The organism is Nevskia sp. (genome assembly GCF_021732705.1).
Lineage (GTDB): Bacteria > Pseudomonadota > Gammaproteobacteria > Nevskiales > Nevskiaceae > Nevskia.
On record NZ_JAKFUM010000006.1, the window covers coordinates 218768 to 232138 of the forward strand.

The 13371-nt window shown below is 67.2% G+C and carries 12 protein-coding genes; 9 read left to right on the plus strand and 3 right to left on the minus strand.

What is annotated here, in order from left to right:
• Position 1 precedes the first annotated feature (1 nt).
• Positions 2–1309 (minus strand): ferredoxin:protochlorophyllide reductase (ATP-dependent) subunit N, encoded by a 1308-nt coding sequence (locus QZ951_RS06460; protein ID WP_292999714.1) that lies wholly within the window; start codon positions 1307–1309, stop codon positions 2–4.
• On the minus strand, positions 1306–1827 hold the full coding sequence (gene bchF, locus QZ951_RS06465) for a 2-vinyl bacteriochlorophyllide hydratase (protein ID WP_292999715.1): 522 nt from the start codon (positions 1825–1827) through the stop codon (positions 1306–1308). Before bchF ends, QZ951_RS06460 begins: the two co-directional genes overlap by 4 nt.
• 310 nt (positions 1828–2137) lie before the next feature.
• On the opposite strand from bchF, the gene QZ951_RS06470 reads away from it, so the two are divergent.
• From QZ951_RS06470 to QZ951_RS06510, 9 genes are all read left to right on the plus strand, one after another.
• The gene (locus QZ951_RS06470; RefSeq protein WP_292999716.1) at positions 2138–3052 is read left to right on the plus strand and encodes a B12-binding domain-containing protein; all 915 of its coding nucleotides are present in this window, start codon (positions 2138–2140) and stop codon (positions 3050–3052) included.
• A gap of 98 nt (positions 3053–3150) precedes the next feature.
• On the plus strand, positions 3151–4572 hold the full coding sequence (ppsR, locus tag QZ951_RS06475; RefSeq protein ID WP_292999717.1) for a transcriptional regulator PpsR: 1422 nt from the start codon (positions 3151–3153) through the stop codon (positions 4570–4572).
• 10 nt (positions 4573–4582) lie between these two features.
• Positions 4583–4711 carry a hypothetical protein gene (locus tag QZ951_RS06480; RefSeq protein WP_292999718.1) on the plus strand — a complete coding sequence of 43 codons (129 nt, stop codon included), beginning with the start codon at positions 4583–4585 and terminating at the stop codon, positions 4709–4711.
• Between the two features lie 195 nt (positions 4712–4906).
• Complete coding sequence (chlG, locus tag QZ951_RS06485) at positions 4907–5794, plus strand: chlorophyll synthase ChlG (RefSeq protein ID WP_292999719.1); 888 nt, start codon at positions 4907–4909, stop codon at positions 5792–5794.
• Complete coding sequence (locus tag QZ951_RS06490) at positions 5791–7170, plus strand: BCD family MFS transporter (RefSeq protein ID WP_292999720.1); 1380 nt, start codon at positions 5791–5793, stop codon at positions 7168–7170. Before chlG ends, QZ951_RS06490 begins: the two co-directional genes overlap by 4 nt.
• A 13-nt stretch (positions 7171–7183) precedes the next feature.
• Positions 7184–8398, plus strand: a complete 1215-nt coding sequence (locus QZ951_RS06495) for a geranylgeranyl diphosphate reductase (protein WP_292999721.1) — start codon at positions 7184–7186, stop codon at positions 8396–8398.
• A gap of 16 nt (positions 8399–8414) precedes the next feature.
• On the plus strand, positions 8415–8678 hold the full coding sequence (locus tag QZ951_RS06500) for a hypothetical protein (RefSeq protein WP_292999722.1): 264 nt from the start codon (positions 8415–8417) through the stop codon (positions 8676–8678).
• A 352-nt stretch (positions 8679–9030) separates the two neighbouring features.
• The gene (gene ppsR / locus QZ951_RS06505; protein ID WP_292999855.1) at positions 9031–10224 is read left to right on the plus strand and encodes a transcriptional regulator PpsR; all 1194 of its coding nucleotides are present in this window, start codon (positions 9031–9033) and stop codon (positions 10222–10224) included.
• A 193-nt stretch (positions 10225–10417) separates the two neighbouring features.
• Positions 10418–12613, plus strand: coding sequence for a GAF domain-containing protein (locus tag QZ951_RS06510; protein ID WP_292999723.1), 2196 nt, complete (start codon positions 10418–10420; stop codon positions 12611–12613).
• A 16-nt stretch (positions 12614–12629) separates the two neighbouring features.
• On the opposite strand, the gene QZ951_RS06515 is transcribed toward QZ951_RS06510, so the two are convergent.
• Positions 12630–13256 (minus strand): heme oxygenase (biliverdin-producing), encoded by a 627-nt coding sequence (locus QZ951_RS06515; RefSeq protein ID WP_292999724.1) that lies wholly within the window; start codon positions 13254–13256, stop codon positions 12630–12632.
• Positions 13257–13371: the final 115 nt, after the last annotated feature.

Here is a 13371-nt window from a genome sequence, read left to right on the forward strand (position 1 = left end):
GTCAGGCGGCCAGTTTCGTGCGGCGGACCAGCGGGCGGGCGAACAGCTCGGCCAGATCGGCCGCCTGCTCGTAGCCTTGAATCGGGGTGAAGACGAGTTCGATCGCCCACTTGGTGGTCATGCCTTCCGCTTCGAGCGGATTGGCCAGACCGAGCCCGCAGACGACGATGTCCGGCTTTGCGGCGCGGCAGCGATCGAGCTGGCGCTCGACGTGCTGGCCTTCGCTCAGGCTGGTGCCCGCCGGCAGGCGCGCGAGTTCCTGCGCAAGGTGACTGCGATGCAGGAACGGCGTGCCGACTTCGACCAGTTCGACATCCAGTTCACGCGACAGAAAGCGGGCGAGCGGAATCTCGAGCTGCGAATCGGGGAAGAAGAAGATGCGCTTGCCGGCCAGCTGGCTGCGGATGCGATCGAGCGCGGCGCTGGCGCGGGTCGCAGCCGGTGCGATGGCGGCCTGGAACTTCGGGGCGGGAATCGCCCATTCGGCCGCGGCGGCTTCGAGCCAGGCGGTGGTGCCTTCAACGCCGAGCGGAAACGGCGCATCGAGGCGGGTGGCGCCGCGCTCCTCGAGCGCGCGCGCGGTATCGGACAGGAACGGCTGCGCCAGCAGATAGCGCGTGTTCGGGCCGACGGTCGGCAGTTCCGTCGACCGCCGCGGCGGCAGGAACTGCACGTCCGGAATGCCGATCGCCCTGAACAGGCGGCGGAACTGATCTTCGACGACATCGGCCAGCGCGCCGACCACGAGCAGCGATTTCGGCGCGGCGGCGGCCGATGCCGGCAGGGCCGGGATCAGCGACGCGAGGCAGGCATCCTCGCCCTGGGTGAACGTGGTCTCGATGCCGCTGCCGGAGTAGTTCAGCACCCGGACCTTCGGCGCGTGCTGCCGGGCGAGACGCTCGGAGGCGCGCGACAGGTCGAGCTTGATCACTTCCGACGGGCAGGAGCCGACGAGGAACAGCAGCTTGATGTCCGGGCGGCGGGCCAGCAGCTGGGCGACGACGCGGTCGAGCTCGTCGTTGGCGTCGGACATGCCGGCGAGGTCGCGCTCGTCGATGATCGCCGTGCCGAAACGCGGCTCGGCAAAGATCATCACACCGGCGGCCGACTGCATCAGGTGGGCGCAGGTGCGGGAGCCGACGATCAGGAAGAACGCATCCTGGATCTTGCGATGCAGCCAAATGATGCCGGTGAGGCCGCAGAACACTTCGCGCTGGCCGCGTTCCTTGAGGACGGGCGCATCGCTGCAGCCACCGGCGGCCGGGCGTGACTGAACGACCACCGGAACGGCGGCAAGGGCTGAACTCATTTGGCGAGGGCTCCGGCCGGCGCGGTGAAGGAAGGTTCGGTTGCCGCATCGAGCCGCGCCATGCGCAGCTTCCAGATGAACTGCGCGGCGTTGACGACATAGGTGGCGTAGGCGACCAGCGCCAGCACCATCAGTTCGGTGACGCCGAGGGCGTGGGTCCACAGCGCCCACAGATAGGCGGTGTGCAGGGCGATCACGATCATGCTGACCGCGTCTTCCCAGAAGAAGGCCGGGGCGAACAGGTACTTCCCGAACACGACCTTTTCCCAGATCGCGCCGGTGACCATGATGGTGTACAGCGTCAGTGTCTTGACCACGATCGACAACAGCGCCGCCTGCTCGCCTTCGCCGGTCCACAGATAGCGAAGCACGAGGCCGAGGCTGATCAGGAAAACCAGAAACTGGAATGGTGCCAACAGGCCCTGAACCAGAGTCCAGCCCGAGGCATCACGTCGTACACGCTGTTCCGGCGTGTAAAGCGGCTTGCGCCGCGCCGAAGTGACTCCCCGCTTGTCCATGCCTTTCTCTCCGCAGTGGGTGAGGCCTTGGAGTGAATCTAGTCCGGCGGTTCAGGACTGTCAACTAAAATTGACGTAATCAAAACGTGACATTTGGAAAAGCCTGTGCAAAGCTCCGGTCAGTGGCTTTGACCGGTCTTGGGTTCGGGCGCAAGATTGCTCATCGCCTTAGTGAAGCAAGGTGTATGTCCCCGTAGCATCAAACCTCTGCACCATGCGTGATTGGGCACGGCGACATCAGATCGCCATACCCGACATCGTCGATGCTCCGGGACTCTGCAAAGCGTTTTGATTTGGGAGAAAAAATCAAATGCTAAGGCTGACGGGGGCGGGATTGACGGCGACAACGACACGGGGCTTGCGTCCCGACGCATCGGACAGTGGGGTCTCCAGTCCGGATGCGGCGGCGAGCTGGATGCTGGACAAGCGGACTGACCGGCCCTTCGAGCCGCTCATCCGCACCATCGAAGGCGAAATCATTCCGAGGCTGCTGCTCGCCCACAAGGGCGTCGGCACGCTGTCGACCGACCATGCGCACGCCGGCCTGCTGCCGACGGCCGAGCACGTCATCGAGTTCACCAGCCTGGTCCTGTCGCACGATGCCGCTGCCGCTTGCGGCTACATGGAGGCCATGCTCGATCAGGGCTATCTGATCGAGACCCTGTACCTCGACCTGCTGGCACCCGCGGCCCGCCACCTTGGAGTGCAGTGGGAGCAGGATCTTTGCGACTTCGTCGAAGTGACGATGGCGCTGGGCCGGCTGCAGCACGTCATCCGCGAGTTCAGCGCCGTCTTCCGCGACAGCGACATCGACGGCGATCGCGACCCGCAGGCCTGCCGTCGTGTCCTGCTGACGCCGGCACCGGGCGAACAGCATTCGCTGGGTCTGATGATGGTGAAGGAGTTCTTCATCCGCAGCGGTTGGGATGTGCAGGGCGGGCCCGGCATGGTGCATCAGGAGGTCTGTCCGCTGGTGTCGGCCGAGTGGTTCGACAGCGTCGGCATCTCGGTCGGCATCGATGGCCATCTCGACGGACTTGCGACCTGGCTGCGGAACATCCGGAGTGCTTTGCGCAACCCCGAGCTTGTTATTCTTGTGGGCGGACCGAAGTTTGCAGAGAACCCGGAGCTCGCAGCAGCCGTCGGTGCCGATGGCACCGCGATTGATGCCCGGGGCGCCGTCGAACAGGCGGGAATCAAGGTTTCACAACGTCAGCGGCGCTGAACGAGGCGGCCGCATCGGGCTGCGTCGAACGTCGGCCAACAATACTTCCACAAGCCGAGAGGCTGCCCGTCATCGATGATCAGAAAGGAGCCCCGGCCGTGAATCAGACGCAGCCTTCGGGCGGCAGGCTGGGTGAACTGGATGCCGAATCGGCATCGAATCTGATCGCCGCCGCTGCCGATGTCGCGCTCGTGCTCGACGGCGATGGCGTGATCCGGGATGTCGCGCTGGGCAGCGACGACATGATGCTCGAAGGCTGCCGGAAGTGGATCGGCCAGCCATGGGCGGAAACCGTCACGCTCGAAAGTCGCGGCAAGGTCGAAACCCTGCTGCGCGACGCGGCGTCGAAGGCGGATCGCCGCTGGCGCCAGGTCAATCATCCGTCGGCACGCGGCAACGATGTACCGGTGCTGTACTCGGCCGTGCAGGTCGGCAGCGGCGGGCAGGTGGTCGCGTTCGGACGCGATCTTCGTCCGAGCGCGCAGCTGCAGCAGCGGCTGGTCGATGCCCAGCAGTCGATGGAACGCGACTACTGGCGCCTGCGCCATGTCGAGACGCGCTACCGGCTGCTGTTCCAGTCGTCGCTCGAAGCGGTGCTGATCGTCGATGCCGTCAACCTGAAGGTGGTTGAAGCCAATCCGGCGGCCGGCAGTCTGCTCGGCGAGGTGTCGCGCAAGGTCGTCGGCCGCAGCTTTCCGGAAGGCTTCGATGCCGACAGCACACAGGCCATCGGCGTGCTGCTGGCGCGGGCGAGGGCGGTCGGGCGCGGCGAGGACACCCGCGTGCGGCTGACCACCGATGCCCGCGAATTCCTGATCGCCGCCTCGTTGTTCTCGCAGGAAAACGGCTCGTTCTTTCTGGTGCGGTTGTCGCCGGTGCGCGGCGATGGCGCCGAGTCGACCGTCCCGCGGTCGATCGTCAAGGTCATGGAAAGCGTGCCTGACGGCTTCGTCGTCACCGACCTTGAAGGTCAGGTGCTGACCGCCAATCGCGCGTTCGTCGATCTGGTGCAGGCGGCCAGCGAAGGCCAGCTGCGCGGCGAATCGCTGGAGCGCTGGCTGGGACGTTCCGGTGTCGATTTCAGCGTGCTGGTCGGCAGCCTGCGCCAGCATGGATCGGTGCGACTGTTCTCGACCGTGCTGCGCGGCGAGCATGGCTCGATGGCCGATGTCGAAGTGTCCGGCGTGGCCGTGCCGCAGGGCGAGCCGCCGTGCTTCGGCTTCACCATCCGTGATGTCGGCCGGCGCGTGACGACGGTCAGCGCCCGCGTGGCGCAGGAGCTGCCACGCTCGGCCAATCAGCTGACCGAGCTGGTCGGACGCGTGTCGCTGAAGGAACTGGTTCGCGAGTCGACCGACCTGATCGAGAAGCTCTGCATCGAGGCCGCGCTGGAACTGACGCGCGACAACCGCGCCTCCGCCGCCGAAATGCTCGGCCTGAGCCGTCAGAGCCTGTACGTGAAGCTGCGTCGCTACGGTCTCGGCGACCTCGGTCCCGACGAGCCGGAACCCGCTGCGTGATCGTTCCGTGATGACCTTTCTGGGCGTGCCGGTGTTCGAGTGGGCCGGTCTCGCTCTGGCTCTCGGGCTCGGTCTGGAAGCCTGGTGGTCGATGCGCAAGCCGTCGTCGTCGGACGAGCAGGACGACCACAAGCCGTGACCGGCGACTGGCCCGTCTGGCTCGGTGCATTCGCCGCTTCGACGCCCCCGATCCCGGTTCGAATCGAGACGGTTTCGCCATCGCGGGCTGGGCTGCCGTTTGATTTTTCCTATTGACACTTGGTAGTGTAAATTTAGATTGACGGTTTTCCCGGGCTGTGCGAGTCTCGCCGCAGGCACTCGTTCCGGGAAACCCATGGCTCGCCCCGCGCTTTCCGCTGTCACGGAGTTGCTGAAACCGATCACCTGGTTTCCGCCGATGTGGGCGTTCACCTGCGGCGTCATCGCGTCCGGCGTCGAACTGGCGGATCGCTGGCCGCTGATCCTGATCGGCATCCTGATTGCCGGACCGCTGGTCTGCGCCACGAGTCAGGCCGTCAACGACTGGTACGACCGCGACGTCGACGCGATCAACGAACCGAACCGTCCGATCCCGTCGGGCCGCATGCCCGGACTCTGGGGCTACTACATCGCCATCGGCTGGACCGTGCTGTCGCTGCTGGTAGCGCTGGTGCTCGGTCCCTGGGGTTTTGCCGCCACCGTCGCCGGCCTGTTGCTGGCATGGGCCTACAGCGCGCCGCCGCTGCGGTTGAAGCGCAACGGCTGGTGGGGGAACACCGCCTGCGCGATCTGCTACGAAGGTCTGGCCTGGACCACGGGCGCCGCGGTGATGGCCGGTGGCGCTACGCCGGGTGCGAAATCGCTGGCGCTGGCCGCGCTGTACAGCGCCGGTGCGCACGGCATCATGACCTTGAACGACTTCAAGTCGATCGAGGGTGACAAGTTTCACGGCATCGGCTCGCTGCCGGTGCGGCTCGGCGTTCGCGGCGCCGCGTTGACTGCCTGCGCGATCATGGCGCTGCCGCAGGTCGTGGTCATCGCGCTGCTGCTGCACTGGCAGATGTCCGGGCACGCGATGGCCATCGCCGCGTTGCTGGCGGTGCAGCTGATCATGATGAAGCGCTTCCTCGAAACACCGCGCGAACGTGCGCTCTGGTACAGCGGCTTCGGCATTCCGCTGTACGTCGGCGGGATGATGGTCAGCGCCTTCGCCGTCCGCTTCGCGCAGGAGCTCAGCGCATGAAGCCCCTGGCGCCGCGAGCCGCGTCGCAGCCGGCCGATCTCGGCTGGTTCGGCATCGTCCGGCTTGGCTTCGTGCAGGCCGCGCTCGGTGCGATCGTGGTCATTGCCACGTCGACGATGAACCGTGTCATGGTCGTCGAACTGGCATTGCCGGCGATGCTGCCGGGCGCGCTGGTTGCGCTGCATTACGCGGTTCAGATCCTGCGTCCGCGGCTTGGCTTCGGGTCCGACGTCGGCGGGCGGCGCACGCCGTGGATCATCGGTGGCATGGCGGTGCTGGGGCTGGGTGGCGTGCTGGCGGCACTCGCGATCGGCCTGATGGCTTCGGCACTGACGGCCGGCATCGCGCTGTCGGTGCTGGCATTCCTGCTGATCGGCGTCGGTGTCGGCTCGGCCGGCACCTCGCTGCTGGTCCTGCTGGCCAAGCGCGTCGATCCGTCGCGTCGCGCGGCAGCGGCGACCATCGTCTGGCTGATGATGATCGCGGGCTTCGTGGTGACGACGGTCGTCGTCGGCAACCTGCTGGATCCTTACTCGGCGCCCCGGCTGGTGCTGATCACGCTGGCAGTGGCGCTGGCCGCGCTCGCGATCACGCTGCTGGCGACGTGGGGCCTTGAAGGTCATGGCATCGGGCATCAGCAGGGCGAGGCCGACGACAAGCCGCCGTTCCTGCAGGCGCTGCGCGAAGTGTGGGCCGAATCGCGCGCGCGTCGCTTCACCATCTTCGTGTTCATCTCGATGCTGGCCTACAGCGCTCAGGATCTGATCCTGGAGCCGTTTGCCGGCTCGGTGTTCGGTTTCTCGCCCGGTGAATCGACCCGGCTCGCCGGCACCCAGCACAGCGGTGTGTTCGTCGGGATGATTCTTGTCGCGCTGGCCGGCAGCGGCTTCCGCGGGCGGCGCTTCGGCTCGCTGCAGGCCTGGACCATCGGCGGCTGCCTGGCCTCGGCACTGGCGCTGCTGGCGCTCGCGTTCGGTGGCGTCATCGGTGCCGGCTGGCCGTTGAAGGCCAATGTCTTCCTGCTGGGCGCGGCCAACGGCGCGTTCGCGGTGTCGGCGATCGGATCGATGATGTCGTATGCCAGCGAAGGTCGCGCCTCGCGCGAAGGCGTGCGCATGGGCCTGTGGGGGGCTGCGCAGGCGATCGCCTTCGGCCTCGGTGGTTTCGCCGGCGCTGCGGCCAGCGATGTCACCCGCGGACTGGTGGGCAGCGACGGCCTGGCCTACGCGCTGGTGTTCGCTGCCGAAGGCCTGCTGTTCGTCGTCGCAGCCCAACTCGCCGCGCGACTGGCACCGGCCGCTGCCGCGACCGCAGACGCCACGGCAACTGCCGGCAGCCGCCGTGCCGACCCGAATCTGACCGCATCCCTGTCTTGAACGAGGTAGTGCCATGTCGCTGAACCCGATGCCGATTGAAACCTGGGATGTCGTCGTCGTCGGCGGCGGGCCTTCCGGCGCGACCGCGGCGAACGAACTGGCCAAGCTGGGTCACAAGGTGCTGTTGCTGGATCGCGACGGACGCACCAAGCCCTGCGGCGGCGCGATTCCGCCGCGCGCGATTCGCGACTACCAGATTCCGGACGACATGCTGGTCGCCAAGATCACGTCGGCGCGGATGGTCTCGCCGAGCGACCGCAACGTCGACATTCCGATCGACAACGGGTATGTCGGCATGGTCGACCGCGAAGCCTTCGATGAATGGCTGCGCGTGCGTGCCGCCACCAACGGCGCGGAGCGGCGCATCGGCACGTTCGAGGAGCTGACGCGCGACGCCGACGGCACCGCGCTGATCCACTACCGGCCGGGTCACGCCGCGAAAGGCGGCGTGACCTTGAGCCTGCGCGCCCGCAGCGTCATTGGTGCCGATGGCGCGAAGTCGCTGGTGGCGCGGCAGACGGTGCGCGGCGCCGATCGCATGAAGTTCGTGTTCGCGTATCACGAGATCGTGCGCGCGCCGAAGGCACAACCGACGCTGGATTACGACGCGCGGCGCTGCGATGTCATCTACCGCGGCGCGCTGTCACCCGATTTCTACTCGTGGATCTTCCCGCACGGCGATACCGTCAGCATCGGCACCGGCAGCGCCCACAAGGGCTTCTCGATGCGCACGTCGATCGGTGAACTGCGCGCGAAGACCGGGCTCGATGGCTGCGAAACGCTGCGGCGCGAAGGCGCGCCGATTCCGATGAAGCCGCTGAAGCGCTGGGACAACGGCCGCGACGTGGTTCTGGCTGGCGATGCCGCCGGCGTCGTCGCGCCGGCCTCGGGCGAGGGCATCTACTACGCGATGCTCGGTGGCGAGCTGGCCGCGCAGGCCGTGCATCAGCTGCTGATCACCGGCGATGTCCGCTCGCTGAAGCTGGCGCGCAAGCGCTTCATGCGCGATCACGGCTTCGTCTTCTTCATCCTCGGCATCATGCAGCGGTTCTGGTACTCCACCGAAAAGCGCCGCGAAAGCTTCGTCAAGATCTGCCTCGACAAGGACGTGCAGAAGCTGACCTTCGAGTCGTACATGAACAAGAAGCTCGCGCGGAAGAAGCCGATGGCGCACGTGCGCATCTTCTTCAAGGATCTGGCTCATCTCGTCGGTTTCGCGCGGGCCTGAGCGGATCACGACGACGATGGAACACTTCTTCGCCAGCGGCCGGGTCGTCGATCTGGTGCTGTTCGTGATGCTGGCCGAAGCGGTGCTGCTGATCTCGCTGCATCAGCTCAAGGCGCGCGGACCGGCGCCGGTCGATCTGATCGTCAACCTGCTGTCCGGATTCTGTCTGCTGCTGGCCTTGCGGGCAGCCCTGTCCGGAGCGGGTTGGCACTGGATCGCGCTGGCGCTGACCGGCTCGCTGATCGGGCATCTGGCGGATCTGCGACGACGCTGGCGCTGACAGGCTGCACGGTCCGTCCGCTGTCCGGGTCATCGGACGGGACGGCCTTCCATCGGTACGGTTCACGCGGCACCGAGGTACCCATGCACGCCTGGTCGAACGGCGACAGTCGGCACATGCCAGCCGGCACGATTGCTTCCCGCACCAGTGCCCTTGGTGTACCGTACTCGCTTGTGCGTTGCCGCACTGCCCTTCGTCTGCCATCTCCGGCGCCTTTTCGCGCACGGGCTTTGGTAAACCCCGCTGTCCTGGCTAAACCGTTCGAATGGTCGAACGATCTTGAGGCCTCCTGCTTGAGCGTCCGATCCACCTTGATGAACTGTCGGGCCTCCGCATGGGGGCGCCCGTGACGATGCGTGAACGCGATCTCGGGGCACTGTCCGGTCTGGCACCGGAAGTGGCCGAGATGCTGGTATCGGTCGGCAGCGACATCGCGCTGGTCGTCGATGGCGATGGCGTGATCCGGCAGATTTCGATCGGCGGTACCGAGCCGGTGCGCTCGATGGCGGACGAGTGGCTGGGCCGCCCGCTGGTCGACACCGTCACCGGCGAGACCCGGCGCAAGGTCGAGCAGTTGCTGGCCGATGCGGCGTCGACCGGGCTGTCGCGCTCGCGCCAGGTCAATCATCCCTCGCGGCTCGGCATCGACATTCCGATCGCGTATTCCGCCGTGCGGCTGGGCCGCGAAGGCCCGGTGCTGGTCGTCGGCCGCGACATGAGCGTGGTCTCGGCGCTGCAGCAGCGGCTGCTGCATGCCCAACAGGAAATGGAACGCGACTACTGGCAGCGTCGCCAGAGCGAGACGCGTTATCAGCTCTTGTTCCAGATCGCGACCGACGCCGTGATGGTGATCGACGCGACCTCGCTGAATGTGGTCGATGCCAACCGCGCCGCGGCCCGCCTGTTCGGCCTGCCGCTCGACCAGATCATCGGCAAGCGTGCGACCTTGCCGCTGCACGAGCAATCACGCGCGGAGATCAACGAACTGTTTGCCGCCGCGCGCCTCGGCGGCCGCGCCGGCGAAGCGGAAGCGCTGCTGCCGGAGCATCGCGGCATGGTGCATGTCTCGATCACGCCGCTGCGGACCGAGGCCAATACCTCGCTGCTGATGCGCGTTCGGCCACTGGATCCGGACTGGCAGGTCCCGCAGGCTGGCGCACGATTGACCTCGTTGATGCGGATCAGCCCCGACGCGATCGTCATCACCGACGGGGCCGGTCGCATCCAGATGTCGAACCCGGCGTTCCTGCGGCTTGCGGAGATGTCGCCCGGGGTCAAGGTGCTCGGTCAATCGCTGTCGAACTGGCTCGGCGCCACGGTTCAGGATTTCGACCGCCTGCTGCAGTCGCTGCGCCGCGATTCGTCGACGCGGCAGGTGCTCAGCGCGCTGCGCCGATTCGACGGACGCCGCGTCGCGGTTGAAGTCTCGGCCGCCTGCCAGCCCGAAGGCGACGACGAATCGTTCGGCTTCATCATCCGCCAGGCACAGGGCACCGGCCGCGTGCTGCTGACCAAGCCGGACTCGCCGGACCCATCGGTCCACTGATCGTCGTCGGCAGTCCCCACTCGCGGTCGCACAGCGCGGAATCCGTCCCCTCAGCAGGGCTGCCGACGCGCCCGCCGTTTTTGCGTTGCAGCAATTCCGCGACGGACAGTCGCGGCGGACGCTATACACTCCAGCCTCCGGCAGATCGTCTGCAGGCAGCGCGATCCGGCACCTCGAGGATGGGAGGAAGAGCATGAACGAAGCGCTGGCCAGTCCCGCTTTCGGCGAAGCCACTCTCAGCAATTGCGAGCGCGAGCTGATCCACCTCGCCGGATCAATCCAGCCGCATGGCGTTCTCCTGGTGGTGGACGAAGCGACGCAGCGGATCGTGCAGGCCACGGTCAACGCCGCCGAGTTCGTCGGGCTGGCGGCCGGCGAGTTGCTCGGACAGCCGCTGTCGCGCCTCGGCGGTGACCTGCCGCGGCGGCTGGAATCGATGCGCGTCAGCGACAGCCTCGACGAGCCGACGCCGCTGCGCTGCACGGTCGACGACGGCATTCGCGGGACTGCACTGGAAGGCACGCTGCATCGGCGTCAGGGCTGTCTGATCGTCGAACTCGAACGCCGCGACGGCGATACCGTGGTCGGCGGTCGTCGCTACGAGTCGACCCGGCCGATCGGCCACGCCGACGTGGCAGCGGCGGTCAAGAAGTTCAGCAGCGCGCTGAATCTGCCATCGCTGTCGAACGCCATCGTCAGCTGCGTGCGCGAGATGACCGGCTACGACCGGGTGATGGTCTACCAGTTCGATCCGGATGGTCACGGCGAGATCATCGCCGAGGCGCGCGAGCCGCGGCTGGAATCGCTGCTCGGCCATCACTATCCCGCCACCGACATTCCGCAGCGGGCGCGCGAGCTGTACATCCGCAATCGCGTGCGCGTGCTGGTCGATGTCCATTACGAGCCGGTGCCGCTGCTGCCGCGCACCTTGCCGTCCGGCGACGAGCTGGACATGTCGCTGTGCCACCTGCGCAGCATGTCGCCATTGCATCTGCAGTACCTGAAGAACATGGGCGTGACCGGCACGCTGGTGGTGTCGCTGGTGCGCGAGGGGCGGCTGTGGGGGTTGATCGCCTGCCACCACTATTCGCCGCGCTACGTGCCGTACGCGGCGCGCGCCGTGCTCGAACTGCTGGCGGAAGTGATCTCGACCCGGATCGCGGCGATCGAGAACTACGTGCAGTCGCAGGTCGAGGTGCTGGTCAAGCGGCTGGAACTGCGGCTGATCGAGGCGACGTCGACCGATGGCGACTGGCGGCAGGCGCTGTTCCGCAATCCGCGCACCTTGCTGACGCCGATCGATGCGACGGGCGCGGCGCTGTTCCACGACGGCGAGATCATGACCGCCGGCGATGTGCCATCGACGCCGGACCTGCGGGCGCTGATGCAGTGGGTCGGTTCGCAGACCTTCGATACCGTGTTCACCTGTTCCTCGGTCGTGCGCAAGAACCCGGCATTCGCGGCGATGGCACCGACGGCCAGCGGCGTGATGGCGGTGACCCTGTCGCCGTCGCGTCCGGATTACCTGATGTGGTTCCGGCCCGAGCAGCCCTGCGAATACACCTGGGCCGGTGATCCGGCGAAGCCGCTGATCAACGATGATCCGATGACGCTGTCGCCGCGGCGCTCGTTCGCGGCGTGGTCGGAAATCGTGCGCGGCACGGCCGCACCGTGGACGCGCGCCGAAACCGTGCTGGCTCGGGCGATCGGCCACTCGCTGTCGGACATCATCCTGCAGATCCAGGCGGTGCGGCTGCTGATTGCCCAGCATCAGCTCGATCTGGTGCGCTCGCAGGTCGGCAACTCGAAGGATCCGGTGGTGATCGCCGATCCGGCCGGCCGCATCCTGTTCTCGAACGAAACCTTCCAGCGTCTGCCCGGCAGCCCGGCGGCGCAGCTGCAGACGCTCGACGATCTCGCCGGCCTGTTCGTCGAGCCCGAGGAAGTGCGCGCCATGCTGTGGCGGCTGCAGCGCGAGCGCCTGGGCTGGCGCGGCGAGGTGTCGCTGGTGACTGCCGGCATCGAAGCGCTGCCACTCGCGGCGCGGGCCGATGTCGTGGCCGGGCAGGGCTCGTCGATTCTCGGCTTCATCCTGATCCTGACCGACCTCACCGCGCGCAAGCGTGTCGAGTCGGCCCGGCGGCACTTCGAAAGCGCGATCCTGCAGACCGAGCGCAGCGAATCGCTGCAGTCGCAGGGCGGCAGTCCGCTGCGCGAGCCGGACGAGGTCATGGCCGCGATTCTCGCCAATGCCAATGTCGCCGCGATGGAGATTGCCGACGCCGCCAGCGAAAGCGGCGTGGCGCCGCTGCTGGAGGAACTGGAAGTTTCGGCCCAGCGCGCGGCGGCGCTGTATCGCCAACTGCGCAGCTACGTTCGCGGCGACTAGCCGCCGACGCGCGCGATCAGGCCGCCGCCAGCGCTTCGAACAGCTCGGCATGCAGGCGAAAGCTGCATTGCGCTTCGTGCACGATGGCGTCGAGTTCCGCTTCCGGCAGCACGATGTGATCGAGCCCGGCGCGAAACGCCGCGGCCAGCGCATCGACGCCGGGCGCGGCGAATTCGTGGAAGCGCGTGCCGTCGCCGGTTTCCGGCAGCCGCAGCGCAGCGCGCGCGATGCGCCGCAGAATCTGCCCGCCGTTGAGATCGCCGAGATAGCGCACGTAGGCGTGCGCCACGAGTTTCGACGGCGCCTCTGCCGCCAGCGCCTGCAGGTGCGCGGCGTAGCGCCGTGCCGGCGTCGTCAGCGGCAAGGCGGTCTGCCAGCCGCTGCCGTGCAGATGATCGAGATCGGCTGCAAGCGCGGCACTGCGCGCCAGCGCCGGACTGTGGATGGCCTCGATCGCCGGAGACTGCCGGTGCTCGGTCAGGGCGGCTTCAAGGCTGGAATAGATCGCGTGCAGGTTGCGCAGCAGCAGGCAGTAGCGCTCGCGGCTGATCGTGCCGCGCAGGAAGGCCGGCATCATCCCGCTGCGTTCGACCTCGCGATGCAGCGCGTGGGTGCCGAGCTTCAGGCGATCGGCCAAGCTCACTGGCGACAATCCGGCCCACGGGCCGCGCGCGCGATGCGGGTTCGCGCGCGAGTGTCCAGTTTGCAATCGTGCGGTATCAACAGAAATTGACACTGGTCAGGAAACGGGTTTGCTA

What these genes read in the sequence shown, in the direction of transcription:
- chlG (WP_292999719.1), top strand. Translation starts at nt 4,907, where the DNA reads ATGGCTCGCCCCGCGCTTTCCGCTGTCACGGAGTTGCTGAAACCGATC.
- QZ951_RS06510 (WP_292999723.1), top strand. Translation starts at nt 10,418, where the DNA reads ATGAACGAAGCGCTGGCCAGTCCCGCTTTCGGCGAAGCCACTCTCAGC.
- QZ951_RS06495 (WP_292999721.1), top strand. Translation starts at nt 7,184, where the DNA reads ATGTCGCTGAACCCGATGCCGATTGAAACCTGGGATGTCGTCGTCGTC.
- QZ951_RS06490 (WP_292999720.1), top strand. Translation starts at nt 5,791, where the DNA reads ATGAAGCCCCTGGCGCCGCGAGCCGCGTCGCAGCCGGCCGATCTCGGC.
- QZ951_RS06480 (WP_292999718.1), top strand. Translation starts at nt 4,583, where the DNA reads ATGACCTTTCTGGGCGTGCCGGTGTTCGAGTGGGCCGGTCTCGCTCTG.
- QZ951_RS06500 (WP_292999722.1), top strand. Translation starts at nt 8,415, where the DNA reads ATGGAACACTTCTTCGCCAGCGGCCGGGTCGTCGATCTGGTGCTGTTC.
- QZ951_RS06460 (WP_292999714.1), bottom strand. Translation starts at nt 1,309, where the DNA reads ATGAGTTCAGCCCTTGCCGCCGTTCCGGTGGTCGTTCAGTCACGCCCG.
- QZ951_RS06470 (WP_292999716.1), top strand. Translation starts at nt 2,138, where the DNA reads ATGCTAAGGCTGACGGGGGCGGGATTGACGGCGACAACGACACGGGGC.
- ppsR (WP_292999855.1), top strand. Translation starts at nt 9,031, where the DNA reads ATGCGTGAACGCGATCTCGGGGCACTGTCCGGTCTGGCACCGGAAGTG.
- bchF (WP_292999715.1), bottom strand. Translation starts at nt 1,827, where the DNA reads ATGGACAAGCGGGGAGTCACTTCGGCGCGGCGCAAGCCGCTTTACACG.